The organism is Amycolatopsis lexingtonensis, from assembly GCF_014873755.1.
GTDB classification, from domain to species: domain Bacteria; phylum Actinomycetota; class Actinomycetes; order Mycobacteriales; family Pseudonocardiaceae; genus Amycolatopsis; species Amycolatopsis lexingtonensis.
This window is the reverse complement of record NZ_JADBEG010000001.1, coordinates 1,703,485-1,720,126: the sequence shown is the minus strand read 5'-3', so window position 1 is coordinate 1,720,126 and position 16,642 is coordinate 1,703,485. Positions and strand designations below refer to the sequence as shown.

The window sequence follows — 16,642 nt, the reverse complement described above, 5'->3', positions numbered from 1 at the left end:
CCGTCAGAACCTCGGCATCCGCGCCGGCTTCGGCGGCTCGGGGGCCGGGGTGAGCACCGGCCAGTCCGCCCGCCAATCCGGCGCTCGTTCGATGAGCTCTTCGAGTTCCTTGGCGATCTCCGCGATCTTGTGGTTGAACTCGAGGTACGCCGGCGTCAGCTGGAAGTGCTCGAAGGGGTGGTTCCACTGCTGAAGGTCGCGCATCCGCCGTTCGTGGGCCCACTCCGGGAAGTTCCGGGAGTCGCAGAAGATCACCGGGTAGATCAGCGGCCCGCTGGTCAGCTCCTCGCGCTTCGCCATCGAGTACCACTCGGCGAGGCACCATTCGTCCCGGAAGTACTTCGGCGAGCACACCGGCACCAGCACGCGGGTGTGCCGCAACGCCGTGCGCCATTCGTCCGGCCAGCTCGTGCCGGTGGGCACCCGGTCGTCGCAGAATATCCGCGCGTCGCGGTAGAGATTGTTGTCGAGGACTTCCGCGAGCCGGGGGTGGAAATGGTTTTTAACCCACGCGGAAATGTCCCGGCCGGTGCGTTGGTAGCTGATGAACACGTCGTACTCGTACACGCGTGTCTTCGCTCCTTAGCCGCTCCCCACCAGGCAACGGCCATCCTAGGCCGGGCCTGAGCGGCCGGGAAAGGCGGGAAACTGGACAGAACCATGCCAATACCTGGCCACCACTGGACAATCTCGACCGCCCACTCGAAAGCCTTGACAAACGCGGAATCGGCGCATCATCGTTTTCCCGATGACCGACCGTGAAGCGCCCCGGGTGTTCGTCACCTACTCGCACGACAGCCCGGCGCACAAGGAACTCGTGCACCGCTTCGCGTCGTTCCTGCGCGCCGGCATCGGCTTGGACGTGCACCTCGATTCCTGGTACGACAACAAGCGCCGGGACTGGTCGTTGTGGGCCACCGAGAACCTGGAGAAGGCGGACTTCATCCTCGTCATCGCCTCACCCGACTACAAGCGCCGCGCGGACGGCACCGCGATGCCGCACGAAGGCCGGGGCTCCCAGTTCGAAGCGGCGATCCTCCGCGACTACCTGACCCGGGACCTGCGCCGGGAAACCGAGCGCGTGCTGCCCGTCGTCCTGCCCGGCCGCTCGATCGACGAGATCCCGGTCTTCCTCAACGCCTACTCAACGACGCGGTACCAGGTCGACGAATTCACGCCGGACGGCGTGGCCGACCTCGTCGCCGCGATCACCGGGCAAGGCCCGACCCCGATGCCCCGCCGCGGAACCTGGCTCGGCGGAGTCCGCGAGCCCCGGCAGGTGCCCGCGGGCGAGCTGCCGTGGCTGTGCGCCAGCAACGGCGTCCGCCGCGGCCCGGCATCGATCGGCGGCACCCGCTACGAGGAGAGCATCGTGCTGCGCCCGACGTCACCGACCGCGACCGGGACCGGGTTCGTCGAGCTCGAGCTGGGCGGGAACTACCAGCGGTTCAGCACCGTCGCCGGGGTTCCCGACGACGCCGCCGACGAGTTCCAGGTCGGGCGGGTCCGCGTGGTGCTCGACGGGACCGCGCGCGCCCAGCACGACGTCGCGGTCGGGAAGCCCGCGACCATCGACCTGGAAGTAACCGGCGCGCGCCTGCTGCGGGTGGAGATGTCCCGCCCGGGCGCGACGGCGTCGCCGTTCGGGTCAACGGCCGTCGTCGTCAACCGGCGGGGTGGGCGGCCGCCCGAGCTGGCACTGGGCGATCCGACTATGACGTAGCCGGACTCAGCAACGCGATCGACGCCCGCACCGCCACCTCGGTGACGTCCCCCGCTCGCCCGCCGTCCTCCACCGTGGTCGCGATCAGCTCCCGCAACCCGCCCAGCAGGATGATCGCCACCTGGCGGGACGGCGGGCTGATCCCCGCCGCCCGCAACGACGGGGTGTCCGTCAGCCGCTGCGTCATCGCGATGAACCCCTCCATCGCGTCGCGCTGCAAGTCGCGGGCCGCCGCCCCCAGTGCCGGGACGTCGCGGATCCAGCTCAGGGTGATCGCCGGCTCCGACTCCGCGCACGCGATCCACGCTTCGATCGCCTGGCGCACCTGAAGGGACCACGGCGCACCAGGGTCCACCGCATCCGAAATCTGCTCGATCATCGCGCGGTTCGCGTCGGCCAGCAACGCGATCAGGCACTCTTCACGGCTCGAGAAGTGCTCGTAGAACGTCCGGCGGGAAGTGCGGGCGCGGCGGACGACGTCGGCGACCGTCGTGTCGCGGAAGCCCGTCTCGGTGATCGACTCGGCCAGTCCGTCCAGCAGGCGCTGGCGGTGCCGGCGGGTGTCGACGTCCACGGCAGTCACCCCTTCCTCTTGAAACCGGATGGTACACCGGCGTACCGTACCGACGGTACGTTCGCGTACCACCTTCCCGGGAGGGTCGATGACGACCATGACACGCCCCGCGACGCTGCCGCCGGGGCCGGCCGTGCCCCGCGCCGTCCAGGGTGCCTACGCCCTGACCCAGCCACTGCGCGGAATGCGGCGGCTCAAGGAGCGCTACGGCGACGCCTTCACCGTCGACGTGCCGATCTTCGGCAACGCCGTCGTGCTCGGCAATCCCGCCGAGATCAAGCAGCTGTTCACCTCCGGGCCCGACCTCGTCGACAACCTCGAAGTCAACCTCGGCCGGGTGCTCGGGCCGCGGTCGCTGTTCGCCCTCTCCGGCGACGAGCACAAGCGGCAGCGCAAGCTCTTGGTGCCGCCCTTCCACGGCCGCCGGCTCGCCGCCTACGAGCAGATCGTCGAAGAAGAAACCGTCCGCGAACTCGCGAGCTGGCCGGACGGCAAAGCGTTCGCCACGCTGCCGTCGATGATGCGGATCACCCTGAACGCCATTCTCCGCGCGGTGTTCGGCGCGGAAGGGGCCGAATTCGCGCAGCTGCGCGAGCTGCTCCCGCCGTTCGTCACCCTCGGTTCGCGGCTGGCCGTCCTGCCGATCACGAAGAAGGGCCGCTTCAACCCGTGGCGCCGCTTCGAACGGATGCGCCGCGAGTACGACGCGATCGTCGACCGGCTGATCGCCAAGGCTCGCCCGGACGGCGACGACGTCCTCGCGATGATGCTGCAGACCCGCTACGACGACGGCTCCGGGCTCGGCCGCGACGAGATCGCCGACCAGCTCCTCACCCTGCTCACCGCCGGCCACGAAACCACCGCGACCACGCTGGCCTGGGCCGTCGAACGCCTCCGCCGCCACCCGGCGATCCTGCGCGAGCTCGCCGAGAGCGACGACCTCCTCGACGCCACGATCCTCGAGGTCCAGCGCACCCGCCCGGTCATCGACCTCACCGCCCGGCAGGTCAAGCAGGACGGCTTCCAGCTCGGCCGGTGGACCCTGCCGAAGGGGTACAACGTGCTGGTCAGCATCGCGCTGATCCACGACGACGACGCCGTGTTCCCGCACGCGGCCACCTTCGACCCGCACCGCTTCGCCGGCGCGCGCCCGGACCTCTACCAGTGGATCCCGTTCGGCGGCGGCACCCGCCGCTGCCTCGGCGCCGCCTTCGCGACCATGGAGATGACCGTCGTGCTGCGGACGCTGCTGCGGGACTTCACGCTCGTACCGACGACCGAGCCCGGCGAACGCTGGCACTCGAGGGGCGTGGCCTACGCCCCCGCCAAGGGCGGCCGCGCGGTCGTGCGCCGCCGAACCGGAGGAGAGCAGTGACCGAACAGATCGCCGACGCCGGCCGGGGGATTTCCCTGGCGTACGAACGGATCGGGGACGCCGGCGCCGAGCCGCTGGTCCTCGTCGCCGGTCTCGGCCAGCAGCTGCACAGCTGGCCGGACGCCTTCTGCGCGCAGCTGGCCGACCGCGGCTTCGAGGTGATCCGGTTCGACAACCGCGACGCCGGGCGCTCGACGCACCCTCGTTTCCGGCCGCCGAGCCTGCCGGCCATGCTCGCCGGACGGTTCCCCGAGCAGCAGTACGACCTGAAGGACATGGCCGCCGACACCATCGGGCTGTTCGACGCGCTCGACCTCGAAACCGCGCACATCGCGGGGGTGTCGATGGGCGGCATGATCTCCCAGACGGTGGCGGCGCTCTACCCGGACCGGATCCGCACCCTGACGTCGATCATGTCGACGACCGGGTCGCGCCTGCTCGGCCGTCCCGCGTTCTCGACGTTGCGGATGATGGGCGGGAAGCCGCCGAAGTCGCGTGAAGAGGCCGTCGAAAGCGCGGTCCGGATGTTCCGGCACATCGGCTCGCACGGTTTCCCGTTCGATGAGGCCCGGGTGCGTGAGCTGGCCGGGACGGGGTGGGACCGCGACCCGACGGCGGGCGGCGTGGGCCGCCAGCTCGCCGCGATCATGAAGTCCGGCAACCGGACCGCGCTGCTGCGCAAGATCACCGCGCCGACGCTGGTGATCCACGGCGACCGCGACCGGATGGTCCACCCCACCGGCGGCGGCGCGACCGCCCGCGCGATCCGCGGCGCCCGCCGCGAAACCGTCCGCGGCATGGGCCACGACCTGCCCGAAGGCGCGTGGCCCACCGTCCTCGACCTCATCGACAAGCACGCGAGGAGCAGCGATGTCACGGCCCCGTAGCATCACCGGCCGGCCGGTGGTGATCACCGGTGCGGCTTCAGGAATCGGCCGCGCGCTGGCCACCCGGCTGTCCCGGCTCGGCTCGCCGGTCGCGCTGGCCGACGTCGACGCCGCCGGCCTGAAGGCGACCGCCGCCGCCCTGCACGGCAAGGTGCTGACCCGAGTACTCGACGTCCGCGACGCCGAAGACCAGCTGCGCTTCGCCGCCGAGGTCAAGGAATGGCTGCCCGCGCCGCTGGCCGCGGTGTTCAACAACGCCGGCGTAGCGGTCACCTCCAGCGTGCTGGACGCGGTGATCGAGGACGACGACTGGCTGCACGACATCAACTTCCACGGCGTCGTCCACGGCACGCGCGCGTTCCTGCCGATCCTCGTCGAGCAGGGCGAAGGCGCGATCGTGAACACCTCCAGCGTGTACGGCCTGCTCGGGGTGCCCAACCAGAGCGCGTACTGCGCGGCCAAGTTCGCCGTCCGCGGGTTCACCGAGTCGCTGCGGCAGGAACTGCACGGCGCGGGCGTCCGCGCGATCACCGTGCACCCCGGCGGCATCACGACGAACATCGCGCGCAACGCCCGGGTCCGCCGCGACCCCACCGGGCAGGGCCGCTCCCGCGAGGAGATGGCCGCGCAGTTCGAGGCGATGACCATGACGTCGCCGGACAAGGCGGCGGCGATCATCCACGCGGGCGTCGACCGCGGGAAGGCCCGCATCCTGGTCGGCCCGGACGCCTACCTGTTCGACGCGCTCGCCCGCATCACCCCCACCCACTACAACGCCGTGCTTTCGCGCGTGATGAAGCGCCCGCGGCGGACGGAGGCCGTCCGATGACCGAGCACGTCGAAGTCCTGATCGTCGGCGCGGGGCTGTCCGGCGTCGGCGCGGCCCACCACCTGCGGACGGCGTTCCCGCGCAAGACGTACGCGATCCTCGAGGCGCGCGACGCCATCGGCGGCACCTGGGACCTGTTCCGCTACCCGGGCGTCCGGTCCGATTCGGACATGCAGACCCTCGGCTACCGGTTCCGGCCGTGGACCGACGCCAAGGCCATCGCGGACGGCCCGTCGATCCTGAAGTACGTCCGCGACACCGCGGCCGAAGCCGGGATCGACCGGCACATCCGGTTCGGGCACAAGGTCGTCCGCGCCGAATGGTCCACTGAGGACGCACTGTGGACGGTCGGGGCGGTGCACGACGGGAAGCCCGTAAAGTTCACCGCGAAGTTCCTGTACCTGTGCAGCGGCTACTACGACTACGCGGGCGGCCACACCCCGGAGTTCCCCGGCATCGAGAACTTCGGTGGCACCGTGGTGCACCCCCAGCAGTGGCCCGAGGACCTGGACTACACCGGCAAGAAGGTCGTCGTGATCGGCAGCGGCGCGACCGCCGTGACGCTGGTGCCGGCGATGACCGACCGCGCCGAGCACGTGACGATGCTGCAGCGCTCCCCCACCTACATCCTTTCGCTGCCGTCGGAGGACGCGCTGGCCAACCGGCTGCGCGACCTGCTCGGCCCACGGCTGGCCTACCCGATCGCGCGCTGGAAGAACGTCGCGGTCAGCACGCTGATCTACCAGCTCAGCCGGCGCCGCCCCGGCGTGGTCAAGGCGATGATCCGCAAGGCCGCGCTCAAGCAGCTGCCGCCCGGGTACGCCGTCGACACCCACTTCAAGCCCCGCTACCAGCCCTGGGACCAGCGGCTCTGCCTGGTGCCGGACGGCGACCTGTTCCGCTCGATCAAGCGCGGCGACGCCTCGATCGTCACCGACCGGATCGCCTCCTTCACCGGGACGGGCATCCGGCTCGAGTCGGGCGCTGAGCTCGAAGCGGACGTCGTCGTCACCGCCACCGGGCTGCGGCTGCTCGCCTTCGGCGGCATCGACCTGGTCGTCGACGGCGACCCGGTGAAGCTGCCGGAAACCATGGCCTACAAGGGGATGATGCTCAGCGGCGTGCCGAACTTCATCTTCACGATCGGGTACACGAACGCGTCCTGGACACTGAAGGCCGACCTCGTCGGCGAGTACTTCGTCCGGCTCCTGCGCCACCTCGACCGCCACGGGTACGACCAGGCCGTGCCGGTCAACGACGACCCGGCGGTCACCGAGCGGCCGCTGCTGGACTTCGACGCCGGGTACGTGCTGCGGTCGATCGACGAGTTCCCGAAGGCGGGCTCGCGGGCACCGTGGCAGCTGGGCATGAGCTACGCGCACGACGTCGTCAAGCTCCGGCACGGCAAGATCGACGACGGCGCCCTGCGGTTCTCGCGACGGACGGCGGGAGCGGGCAGACTGGGCGCATGACGCTCGGAACCGCCCCTGCCCGGGGCCGCTGACATGCACTCCGCGGGACTGGTGCTGCACCCCCGCCGCGACTCGGCGGCCGCCGTCGAGGCCGTGCTGGGCTGGGCGGGCAACCGGGGGATCGAGATCCTCGGCATCGAGGACGAGATCGTCCGGCTGGACTGCGCCGCGATCGGCGTGACGCCCGAAGAGCTCGGGCGCCGGTCCGACCTCGTGGTCAGCCTGGGCGGCGACGGCACGATGCTGCGGGCCATGCGACTGGCCGACGGGCAGCGCGCGCCGGTGCTCGGGGTGAACCTCGGCAAGCTCGGCTTCCTCGCCGAGGTCGACGTCCCGGACCTGCCCGGCGCGCTTTCGGCGATCGACGACCACCAGTTCACGGTCGAGCCGCGGCTGGCCGTGGACGCCGTGCTCGGCGGGCGGCGGATCACCGCGTTCAACGACATCGCGGTGGTGCGCGTGCCCGGCGAGGGCAGCGCGGTGGTCGCGGTCCGCGTCGGCGGCCAGCCGTTCGTCAGCTACTCGGCGGACGCGGTGGTCGTGGCGACCCCGACCGGCTCGACGGCGTACAGCTTCTCCGCCGGCGGGCCGATCACCAGCCCGTCGGTCGAAGCGCTGCTCGTCACACCGGCCGCGCCGCACTCGGCGTACAGCCGGGGCGTGGTGCTCTCGGTGCACGACGAGGTGACGCTGGAGCTGCTGCCGACCAGCGGACGGCTCGCGGTGGAGGTCGACGGCCAGGTCCAGGGGTACGTCTCCCCTGGCGACCGGCTCGACCTGAGCGCCCGGCCGGACGCGGCGCGGGTGGTGCGGCTCGGGATGACGACGTTCTACCAGCGGGCCCGGCGCAAGCTGCGGCTGACGGACTCGGCGGAGATCCCGGCCGACGGCGACCGCTGAGGCCTGCGTCACACTCGGGGCGTGTCTGCGATGGTCACGGAATGGTCACGGGTAGCGTCCGCGACTTCGCCTGAACCAGCCGAGCCGTCCCGGAGTGTTTCCACGCATGCTGTGCCCTTCACCTGTCCGTCCGTCCCTGCGCGCCCGGCTGCTCGTCCCCGGGGCGCTGGCCGCCTTCGCCGGCGCCGTCGTGCTCCTGGCCGTGCTGCACCTCGACCGGCGGGTGGCGGCGCTCGACCCGGTCAGCACGATGCTCAGCGACTACGCGCTGAGCCCGGGCCGCTGGCTGTGGGACGGCGCGCTGCTGCTGACCAGCACGGGCTCGGCGTTGCTGCTGGTCGCGCTCTACCGCCGCGGCCTGCTGGCGAACCCGGCGCTCGTGGCGGCGAAGGCGCTGTGGTGCGTGAGCCTGCTGGCGGTGGCGGTGTTCGCGAAGGATCCGCAGGGTGGCGCGATCACGGCGACGGGCAAGATCCACCTCTACGCCTCGGCCGTGACGTGCCTGAGCCTGCCGGTGGTCGGCTGGGCGCTGGGCCGCCGCCACCGCGACGACCCCCGCTGGCGCCGTTTCGCCGCCTGGTCCCGGCGGCTGGCGCTGGCCGCGATCCCGTTCTACCTGCCGTTCATCGTCCCGTTCGCGGTGAACGTCGTGCTCGGCGGGCACCTGCCGACGGTGGCGACCGGGCTGGTGGAGCGGTTGATGATGGTGCTGGAGATCGCGCTGCTCGCGGTGCTCGGGCAGTGGGCGCACCGGGCCATGCGCCCGGCCCGCTTCCGCGTGTAGGAGCTCAGTCCGGCTGCTCCCGGGTCCGGTGCAGCAGCCAATCGCGCTCGGTGCGGATCAGCGCGTACCGCACCGACGACGTCCGCCCGTGCAGGGTGAACAGGATCCGCTTGGCCGTCCGGTCGTGCTCCTCCCACCAGCCCGTGTCGGCGATCTTCTTGGTGTCGTCCTCGTAGCCGAGGTGGTCGAGCGCGTGGTCGGGCACGGCGACCGCGAGCCGGTTGCCGGTCGCGTCCGGCGGGAGGCCGCGGGGTACCGCCCAGGACCGCAGCACGCCGTCTTCCTCGAGGCGGAGGTCGAAGTGGTGCCGTGGCCGCCAGTGCTCGTGCAGCACGAAGGCCGGTCGCTCGTTCACCCCTCCACGATGCCAGAACTTCTTGTCCCTACCCGTTTTCCCGGGCGCCAAACGGTCCATCCGTGCACTTGACTCATTCCGAAGAAGCGCGCACGGTGGGGCCATGAGCGATGTGACCACCGCGCTGCGGGCCGCCGGCCTGCGGGTCACGGCGCCCCGGCGGGCGGTGCTCGCGTGGCTCGCCGGGCATCCTCACTCCACAGTGGACGAAATCGGCACCGGGGTCCGGTCGGTGCTGGGTTCGGTGTCCACCCAAGGCATCTACGACGTCCTGGGCGCGTGCACGGAGGCCGGCTTGATCCGGCGGATCGAACTGCCGGGACACCCCGCCCGGTTCGAACGGCGAGCCGGGGACAACCACCACCACGTCGTGTGCCGCACCTGCGGGCGGACGGAGGACGTCGACTGCGTGGTCGGCACGGCTCCGTGCCTGGCCCCGGACGACGCGCACGGCTTCCTGATCGACGAAGCGGAAGTGGTGTTCTGGGGCCAGTGCCCCGAATGTCTGGCCACTTCCAGGAAAGAGGCATCACCGTGACCGAACCGACCACCACCGACGCCGGGATCCCGGTCGAAAGCGACGAGCACTCGCTCACCGTCGGCCCGGACGGCCCGATCCTGCTGCAGGACAGCTACCTCATCGAGCAGATGGCGCAGTTCAACCGCGAACGCGTCCCGGAGCGCCAGCCGCACGCGAAGGGCAGCGGCGCGTTCGGGCGGTTCGAGGTGACCGGCGACGTCAGCGCGTACACCAAGGCGGCGGTGTTCCAGCCGGGGACGAAGACCGACCTGCTGATCCGTTTCTCCACCGTCGCCGGCGAGCGGGGCAGCCCGGACACCTGGCGCGACCCGCGCGGCTTCGCGGTGAAGTTCTACACCAGCGAAGGCAACTACGACCTGGTCGGGAACAACACCCCGGTGTTCTTCATCCGGGACCCGTTGAAGTTCCAGCACTTCATCCGCTCGCAGAAGCGCCGCGCGGACAACAACCTGCGCGACCACGACATGCAGTGGGACTTCTGGACGTTGTCGCCGGAGTCGGCGCACCAGGTGACGTGGCTGATGGGCGACCGCGGCATCCCGCGCACCTGGCGGCACATGAACGGCTACAGCTCCCACACCTTCATGTGGGTCAACGCCGCCGGTGAGCGCTTCTGGGTGAAATACCACTTCAAGACCGACCAGGGTGTCGAGTGCTTCACCCAGGACGAAGCCGACCAGATGGCCTCGGCCGACACCGACTACCACACGCGCGACCTGTTCGAGGCGATCGAGCGCGGCGACCACCCTTCGTGGACGCTGAAGGTGCAGGTCATGCCGTTCGACGACGCCAAGACCTACCGGTTCAACCCGTTCGACCTCACGAAGGTGTGGCCGCACGGCGACTACCCGCTCATCGACGTCGGGCGGATGACGCTGGACCGGAACCCGACCGACCACCACACCGAAATCGAGCAGGCCGCGTTCGAGCCGAGCAACCTGGTGCCCGGCATCGGCGCCAGCCCGGACAAGATGCTGCTCGGCCGCCTGTTCTCCTACCCGGACGCGCACCGCTACCGGATCGGCGCCAACTACCGCCAGCTGCCGGTGAACGCGCCCGTCGCGCCCGTGCACAGCTACAGCAAGGACGGCGCGATGCGGTACACGAAGGTCACCGACCCGGTGTACGCGCCGAATTCCAAGGGCGGCCCGCACGCCGACGTCGCCCGGTACGGGCAGCCGGCGGGCTGGCACACCGACGGCGACATGGTCCGCACCGCCTACACGCTGCGCGAGGACGACGACGACTTCGGCCAGGCCGGCACGATGGTCCGCGAGGTGCTGGACGACGACCAGCGCGGGCGGCTGGTGGACAACATCGTCGGGCACCTGCTCAACGGCGTGTCGGAGCCGGTGCTACAGCGGGCGTTCGACTACTGGCGCAACGTCGACAAGGACCTCGGCGACCGGATCGAGTCCGGCGTCCGGGCCAAGCAGGACGAGAAGGACCCGAAGGCGGCCGACCAGGCCAACCCGGCGCGGTCGAGCATGCAGCGCAAGGCCTAGCCACGCGCGGCCGGCGGCGTCGCGAGCGCCCCAATGTGGCGTTGGGTGCGTCCAGCGCACCGAACGCCACATTGGGTGCGTCTGACGCACCGAACGCCACATTGGGGGCGTGCACCCCGGCGGCCCGGTAGCACTAGGTTGGACCTCCGCGTGAGGAGCCAGGGAGGTCCGGGTGAACGTCGCCGGTGGGGTGCTGCCGGTCGCGGCCGCGGTGGCGCTGCTCGTGTTCGCCGTCCGGCTGGCGCGGGAGCCGCGCCGGCTCGGCAACGCCGTCTGGCTGGGCGTCGCGCTCCTGCTGACCACGCTGTGGCTGCTGCGGGAGACGCCGGTGCTGCTGGCGGTGGCCGGGGCCGCGGTGGGGCTCGCCGCGCTGGTGCTGCCCGCCGCCCTGCTCGCCAACGGCGTGCAGATGTGGCGGCGGGAAGGGCGCAGCACCGGGAACCTCCTGTCGCTCGGGCTCGGCGCCGGCCTGCTCGCGCTGGAAGCGCTGTTCTTCGCCCCGCTCGGGCGGTGGGGGTCGGCGCTGGTGGGCATCGCGGCGGTGCTCGCCTGCTACTTCGGGTTCCTGTTCCTGTCCCTGTTGGTGTATTCGGTGGTGTACAGCCGGATCGGCCGGCGCGGCGGCATCGACGCGATCATCGTGCTCGGCTGCGGCCTCGCCGGGGATCGGGTGCCGCCACTGCTGGCCGGGCGGCTCGACCGCGCGCTCCGGCTCGCCGCCCGGGAGCCCGAGCCGCCACTGCTGGTGGTGTCGGGCGGACGTGGTCCCGGCGAGACGGTCACCGAAGCCGAGGCGATGCACGCGTACTTGCGGGAGCGCGGGATCCCCGACGAGCGGATCCGGCTCGAAGACCGCGCCACGACCACCGAGGAGAACCTGCGCTTATCGGCGGCGCTGCTCCCCCGCGACGCCCACCGCGTCGTGGCCGTGACGAGCAGCTACCACGTGTTCCGCGCGGCGATCGAGTGCCGACGGCTGCACCTGCCGTTCCACGCGACCGGGTCACCGACCGCGGGCTACTTCCTGCCGAGCGCGCTGCTGCGCGAGTTCGCGGCGCTGATCCTGCACTACCGCCGGACGACGATCGCGGCCTGCGCGGCCATCGTCGGGGCCGGCCTGGTGCTGGCGATCGCCGCCTAGGCTTCCGCACCACCCCGGCCGTGCGCTAGGTTCATCCACAGATCTGGTTTGCCAAATAGACCTGTTTCGGATCTGGGGGTACTTCATGACCGACCTGCCACCGGCCGCTCTGCTCGACGAGATGACGCGGCTTCGCGCCCAGGCCAGGGCGGATCGCCACGCCTACGTGCCGCCGTTGCTGCTGTTCGGAGTGCTCGTGCTGCTCGCGCCGCTGTGGGCCGAGGGCGGGCCGCCGCGGTTCGGGGCCGCCGGGATCTGGTTCGGGACGCCGTTGCAGCTGTACTGGCTGGTCGTGGTCGTCGGCGGGTTCCTGGCCACCGCGGCCTGGTACCTCCACCGCGGCCGCCGCAGCGGGGTGCGGACGCCGATCCGGGGCTACCTCGCGATCGGGCTGATCGGCGTGCTCGCGATCTCGTTCGGGCTCCCGGTGGTGGAGTCGTTCGCCTACCGCGTCGCGCGATCGCCGTACTCGCAGCCGTCGTTCACGGTCCCGGTGGCGGCCGTCGCCGCGCTCGTGGGCGGCGGGGCGCTGTGGCTGCGGTCTCGGCTTGTTCGGCGCGGTGCGCGCGGTGCCGCCACGGCGGCGGCGATGGCCTCCGGCTTCGTCGTGCTGGCGATGCTCGACCTCGCGCTCGCGCCCGCCCGGCCCTACGCGCCGCTGCTCACGATCGCGCTCGGCCTGCTCGGGCTCGCGTGGCTGGAGCGCAGCCGGGTGCTCGGCGTCGTCAGCGGCCTCTTCGCGGCCTCGGCGCTGCTGGTCAACCTCTACAACGTGCAGCACGTGTTCTTCCACCTCGGGCTTTTCCCGCGCTACGACGGCGAAGCGACGATGGCGTTCACGAACACGCTGCCCCCGGGGCTGGTGCTGCTCGCGGGCGGTGCCTTCGCGGCCTGGCACGAGCGGCGGGCGCGCGCATGAGCGAGCACCCCGCGGCGGGCCTGGACGAGACGGTCCACCAGCGGCACCGGCTCGGCATCCTCACCATCGCCGCCGAGGCGGGGAAGGTGGATTTCGGGTACCTGCGCCGGACGCTGGACATGACGGCCGGGAACCTGTCCCGGCACGTCACGATCCTCGACGAGGCCGGGCTGATCGACGTCGAGAAGGGCTACGAAGGCAAACGGCCCCGGACGTGGATCAGCATCAGCCCGGCAGGTCGCAAGGCGCTCGCCGCGGAGGTGGCCGCGTTGCGGGCGCTGGTGTCGGCGGTCGAGCGCGCGGCCCCGGCGCGGGCCACCTAACGCAGCACCGAAACGGCGTGGGCCACCCCGTCCTCGGCGCGCAGCCGCGCCCCGGTGTACTGCGCGCCGCGCCGGAAGAGCGGGTTGCCGGTGAGTTCCCGCAGCCGGGCGGTGAGCGCGTCGGCGTCGAGTTCCTTGAGCGGCAACGGTTTCGGCCCGGCACTGAGCCGGGACACCCGCTCGCCCCAGTACGGCTGGTCGGAGAACACCGGGCACACCAGCGACGGCACCCCGGCCCGCAAGGCGGCCGCGGTGGTCCCGGCACCCCCGTGGTGGACGACGGCCGCGGTGCGCGGGAACAGCCAGCCGTGCGGGACGTCGGCGACGGTCAGCAGATCATCGGCGTCGACGTCACCCTCGGTGGCGAGGAGACCACGCAGTCCCGCGCGGCGCAGGGACGTCCGGACGACCTCAAAGGTCTTCTCGGCTTCGGCCGGGCGCATGCTGCCGAAGCCGACGTAGACCGGCGGCGGGCCCGCGGCGAGGAAGTCGCGCAGCCGGGCGTCCGGGTGCCATGCGCCTTGGTCGAGGAACCAGTACCCGGTGACGTGGACGTGCGCGGGCCAGTCGGGCGGCCGGGGTACGACGGCGGTCGAGAACCCGCACAGCACCGGCGAACGGCGTCGCGGCCCGCGCATTCCGGCGGCGGGCAGGTGGAGGGTTTCGGTGCGCCAGCGGTCGATTTCGGGTCTGAGGAGGTGCCACGCGAGTGCGTCGACTGCCCGGAAGCTGAGGTGGCGGCCCCACGGGCCGAGGTGCTCGGCTTGGGGTAGCAGCGGGTGCGCGAAGGAGCGGGTGGGGACGCTGGGCTGGTAGTGCAGTTCGGCGTGCGGGACGTCGAGGTGGGCGGCCAGGTGCGTGCCGAGGAAGCCGAGGGTGGGGGCGAGGATCAGGTCGGCTCCGGTGGTGCCCGCGTGGGTGTCGGCGAGGAGCTGCGCGAGGACAGGGCGGAGGACTTCGCGTAGCCCGCTCAGGAATTTCCCCGGGCTGGTCCACGCTTGCCCCGCCGCGGAGGCGAGGATTTCCGCGGGGTCGGCCGAGAGTGGCGCGAAGGTGAGGCCGTGCCCTTCGACGAGGCTCCGGAACCGCGGCGCGGCGAGGATGCGGACACGATCGCCATCGGCGGCGAGCCCCTCGCCGAGCGCGACGCACGGTTGGACATCCCCACGCGAACCGGGCGCAACGATCACAACCTGGCGGCTCATTGCGCGGTCACCGCTTCGCCGCCGTCAACCGGTAGCGCAGGCGGAACGGCAGGTTCGCCAGCACCGCCGCCACCCGTGCGTCCGTGCCCACCAAATACCGCGGCGCCGGCCGACGGGCCGTCAACGCCCGCACCACCACCTCCGCCGCCCGCCGGGGCGGCACCCCCGTCCGTGCCGAACGGGCAGCGCTTCGCTCCGCCGCCGCCAGCTGGGCCGAGTACCGCTCGAGACCCGCCGCGGGCAGGGTCGCGCGGACCTCCTCCGCCGCCGCGCGGGCGCGGGGCCAGATCGACGTCGCCACCGCGCCCGGCTCGACCAGGACCACCTCGATCCCTTCCGGAGCCAGCTCCGCGCGCAGGCTGTCCGTCAACCCGACCAGCGCGAACTTCGACGTGTGGTACGGCCCCACCATCGGCCCCGCGATGCGGCCGCCGATCGAGCCGACCGTCACCACGCGGGCCGTCTCCGCGATGCGCAGGGCCGGCAGCATCGCGCGGGTGACCGCGAGCTGGCCGGTGACGTTCACGTCGAGCTGCTCCCGGAACGCCTCCAGCGGCACGTACTCGAGCGGGCCCGGCCGCGCGAGGCCCGCGTTGTTCACCAGGCCGCGCACCGGTCCGCCGGCCGTCACGCGCTCGCCGCACGCCGCGATCGACGCCGGGTCGCGCAGGTCCATCCGCAGCACCGTGACCGCGTCGCCGTACGCGCGGACCAGTTCCGCCTCGTCGGCGTCGGTCCGCACACTCGCCCACACGTGGGCGCCGCGCCGGACCAGTTCCGCCACGCACGCGCGGCCGATGCCGCTCGACGCGCCCGTCACCACGTAAGACGTCACGACGCCACGACCTGCAGCATCCGCGGCCACGTCTTGTGCAGCTGCTCCTGCCAGTACGCCCACTGGTGGGTGCCCGGCCCGTAGAGGTCCGCGGTCACCGGGACGCCGAGCGCGCGCAGCCGCCCGGCCATCGCCGTGGTCTGGCCGCCGCAGAGGAACTCCAGGAGCATCGCGCCGGGCAGGACGTCGATCGGGAGCTTGGCGTCGAGCGGCCCCGGCAGGCCGTTGCCCGCGGAGAGGTACAGCTCGGTGCCGCGCAGGCGCTCGGCGTTCACCAGCGGGTCGTGCGCCTCCCAGCGCGCCGATTCGCGGCGGCGGTCGCCCCACAGGGCTTCCGGGTCCAGGTGCACGGACGCGACGATCGCGTCGGTGAGCAGCTCGCCGGTCGGGCCGGCCGGGTTGAGGTTCCCGCTGTACGACGCGGCGTAGCGGAAGACGCCCGGGCGCCGCGCGGCGAGTTCGATCGCGCCGTAGCCGCCGAGGGACAGCCCCGCCGCCGCGCGCCGGCCGTCGCCGCGGTAGCCGCGGTCGATCAGCTGCGGCAGTTCGACCGCGGTGAAGGTTTCCCACTGGTTCAGCGCGATGTCCTTGCCGTAGTTCCACCAGTCGGTGAAGAACCCCGCTGGGCCGGCACCCGGCATCACCACCAGGACGTCCGCGTCGTCGGCCAGCCGCCGGACGTCGGTGTTGGCGCTCCAGCCGCGGTAGTCCTGCAGCCGGGTTTCGCCCGCGAGCAGGTACACCGCCGGCCACTTCCGGTCCGGGTGCTCCGCCCAGTCGCGGGGCAGGATCAGCCGGACCATCGCGTAGGCCCCGACGCCGGTGGAGCGCACAGTGAGGTCGAGCACCCGCGCGTCACCGTCCACAGTGGTCTCGGCGACGACGTGCGTGCCGTCATCGGCGCGCGGCCCGTCGGCCGCCGCGGCGGGGACGCCGGGCAGCCCGCACGCCACGGCCGCCAGCACGGCGAGCCACCTCGAAAACATGCGCATAAGCATTCCTTTCCCAACATCCCCGACGGTGCGCTCAAGTTAAATCAATCGAGCCACCAAGCGCAATTGTCTCGTGCGCCACACGACCGGACAATGTGAATTGCAGGCAAACAAACTCCCCCGCACGGGTGAGTCAGCGCACACGCTCGGTCACCAAAGTCGGACGCCCGTGCCAGTAACTCACCAGTAACCAGCGATTCAGCAGGTCACGCGGCGTACTGAGGGACGTTGACGGGATCTTGAGGCTCTTCCGGTAACCGATTTCTTGCCCTAGCCTCGCCC

18 protein-coding genes are annotated in these 16,642 nt (G+C 71.7%); 12 read left to right on the top strand and 6 right to left on the bottom strand.

Going from position 1 to position 16,642, the window contains the following annotated elements; genetic code table 11:
• Nucleotides 1-3: 3 nt before the first annotated feature.
• Nucleotides 4-567 (bottom strand): toll/interleukin-1 receptor domain-containing protein, encoded by a 564-nt coding sequence (locus tag H4696_RS08190; RefSeq protein WP_086857685.1) that lies wholly within the window; start codon nucleotides 565-567, stop codon nucleotides 4-6.
• A 181-nt stretch (nucleotides 568-748) separates the two neighbouring features.
• On the opposite strand from H4696_RS08190, the gene H4696_RS08185 reads away from it, so the two are divergent.
• Complete coding sequence (locus tag H4696_RS08185) at nucleotides 749-1,723, top strand: SEFIR domain-containing protein (RefSeq protein ID WP_086857686.1); 975 nt, start codon at nucleotides 749-751, stop codon at nucleotides 1,721-1,723.
• On the opposite strand, the gene H4696_RS08180 is transcribed toward H4696_RS08185, so the two are convergent.
• The gene (locus tag H4696_RS08180) at nucleotides 1,713-2,306 is read right to left on the bottom strand and encodes a TetR/AcrR family transcriptional regulator (RefSeq protein ID WP_086857687.1); all 594 of its coding nucleotides are present in this window, start codon (nucleotides 2,304-2,306) and stop codon (nucleotides 1,713-1,715) included. The genes H4696_RS08185 and H4696_RS08180 overlap by 11 nt on opposite strands.
• Before the next feature lie 79 nt (nucleotides 2,307-2,385).
• On the opposite strand from H4696_RS08180, the gene H4696_RS08175 reads away from it, so the two are divergent.
• The 6 genes from H4696_RS08175 to H4696_RS08150 all read left to right on the top strand — a co-directional run bounded on the left by H4696_RS08175 (nucleotide 2,386) and on the right by H4696_RS08150 (nucleotide 8,544).
• Complete coding sequence (locus tag H4696_RS08175; protein ID WP_086857688.1) at nucleotides 2,386-3,672, top strand: cytochrome P450; 1,287 nt, start codon at nucleotides 2,386-2,388, stop codon at nucleotides 3,670-3,672.
• On the top strand, nucleotides 3,669-4,559 hold the full coding sequence (locus H4696_RS08170) for an alpha/beta fold hydrolase (RefSeq protein WP_086857689.1): 891 nt from the start codon (nucleotides 3,669-3,671) through the stop codon (nucleotides 4,557-4,559). The genes H4696_RS08175 and H4696_RS08170 overlap by 4 nt, the downstream gene beginning before the upstream one ends.
• A complete protein-coding gene (locus H4696_RS08165; protein WP_086857690.1) occupies nucleotides 4,543-5,388 on the top strand; it encodes an SDR family NAD(P)-dependent oxidoreductase in 846 nt (281 codons plus the stop codon). Before H4696_RS08170 ends, H4696_RS08165 begins: the two co-directional genes overlap by 17 nt.
• Nucleotides 5,385-6,860, top strand: a complete 1,476-nt coding sequence (locus H4696_RS08160) for a flavin-containing monooxygenase (protein WP_086857691.1) — start codon at nucleotides 5,385-5,387, stop codon at nucleotides 6,858-6,860. The genes H4696_RS08165 and H4696_RS08160 overlap by 4 nt, the downstream gene beginning before the upstream one ends.
• A gap of 33 nt (nucleotides 6,861-6,893) precedes the next feature.
• Nucleotides 6,894-7,760: an NAD(+)/NADH kinase gene (locus tag H4696_RS08155; protein ID WP_086857692.1), complete on the top strand. Its 867-nt coding sequence runs from the start codon at nucleotides 6,894-6,896 to the stop codon at nucleotides 7,758-7,760.
• A 106-nt stretch (nucleotides 7,761-7,866) separates the two neighbouring features.
• A complete protein-coding gene (locus tag H4696_RS08150) occupies nucleotides 7,867-8,544 on the top strand; it encodes a DUF998 domain-containing protein (RefSeq protein WP_086857693.1) in 678 nt (225 codons plus the stop codon).
• Between the two features lie 4 nt (nucleotides 8,545-8,548).
• Here the strand turns inward: H4696_RS08150 and H4696_RS08145 are convergent, their stop codons facing one another.
• Nucleotides 8,549-8,899 carry a DNA polymerase ligase N-terminal domain-containing protein gene (locus H4696_RS08145; protein ID WP_192782158.1) on the bottom strand — a complete coding sequence of 117 codons (351 nt, stop codon included), beginning with the start codon at nucleotides 8,897-8,899 and terminating at the stop codon, nucleotides 8,549-8,551.
• Nucleotides 8,900-9,002: 103 nt separating this feature from the next.
• Between H4696_RS08145 and H4696_RS08140 the strand changes: the two genes are divergently transcribed.
• The 5 genes from H4696_RS08140 (at nucleotide 9,003) to H4696_RS08120 (ending at nucleotide 13,328) form a co-directional block, all read left to right on the top strand.
• Nucleotides 9,003-9,437, top strand: a complete 435-nt coding sequence (locus H4696_RS08140) for a Fur family transcriptional regulator (RefSeq protein ID WP_086865589.1) — start codon at nucleotides 9,003-9,005, stop codon at nucleotides 9,435-9,437.
• Nucleotides 9,401-10,945, top strand: a complete 1,545-nt coding sequence (locus H4696_RS08135) for a catalase (protein ID WP_086865588.1) — start codon at nucleotides 9,401-9,403, stop codon at nucleotides 10,943-10,945. Before H4696_RS08140 ends, H4696_RS08135 begins: the two co-directional genes overlap by 37 nt.
• A 172-nt stretch (nucleotides 10,946-11,117) precedes the next feature.
• Nucleotides 11,118-12,086 carry a YdcF family protein gene (locus H4696_RS08130; RefSeq protein ID WP_086865587.1) on the top strand — a complete coding sequence of 323 codons (969 nt, stop codon included), beginning with the start codon at nucleotides 11,118-11,120 and terminating at the stop codon, nucleotides 12,084-12,086.
• An 85-nt stretch (nucleotides 12,087-12,171) separates the two neighbouring features.
• Nucleotides 12,172-13,005, top strand: coding sequence for a hypothetical protein (locus H4696_RS08125; RefSeq protein ID WP_086865586.1), 834 nt, complete (start codon nucleotides 12,172-12,174; stop codon nucleotides 13,003-13,005).
• A complete protein-coding gene (locus tag H4696_RS08120; RefSeq protein WP_086865585.1) occupies nucleotides 13,002-13,328 on the top strand; it encodes a transcriptional regulator in 327 nt (108 codons plus the stop codon). The genes H4696_RS08125 and H4696_RS08120 overlap by 4 nt, the downstream gene beginning before the upstream one ends.
• Here the strand turns inward: H4696_RS08120 and H4696_RS08115 are convergent.
• The 3 genes from H4696_RS08115 to H4696_RS08105 are packed head-to-tail and all read right to left on the bottom strand — an operon-like array spanning nucleotide 13,325 to nucleotide 16,360.
• A complete protein-coding gene (locus H4696_RS08115) occupies nucleotides 13,325-14,533 on the bottom strand; it encodes a glycosyltransferase (RefSeq protein WP_086865584.1) in 1,209 nt (402 codons plus the stop codon). The genes H4696_RS08120 and H4696_RS08115 overlap by 4 nt on opposite strands.
• Before the next feature lie 7 nt (nucleotides 14,534-14,540).
• On the bottom strand, nucleotides 14,541-15,368 hold the full coding sequence (locus tag H4696_RS08110) for an SDR family NAD(P)-dependent oxidoreductase (protein ID WP_086865583.1): 828 nt from the start codon (nucleotides 15,366-15,368) through the stop codon (nucleotides 14,541-14,543).
• Nucleotides 15,365-16,360 carry an alpha/beta hydrolase gene (locus H4696_RS08105; RefSeq protein ID WP_192782157.1) on the bottom strand — a complete coding sequence of 332 codons (996 nt, stop codon included), beginning with the start codon at nucleotides 16,358-16,360 and terminating at the stop codon, nucleotides 15,365-15,367. The genes H4696_RS08110 and H4696_RS08105 overlap by 4 nt, the downstream gene beginning before the upstream one ends.
• Nucleotides 16,361-16,642 lie beyond the last annotated feature (282 nt).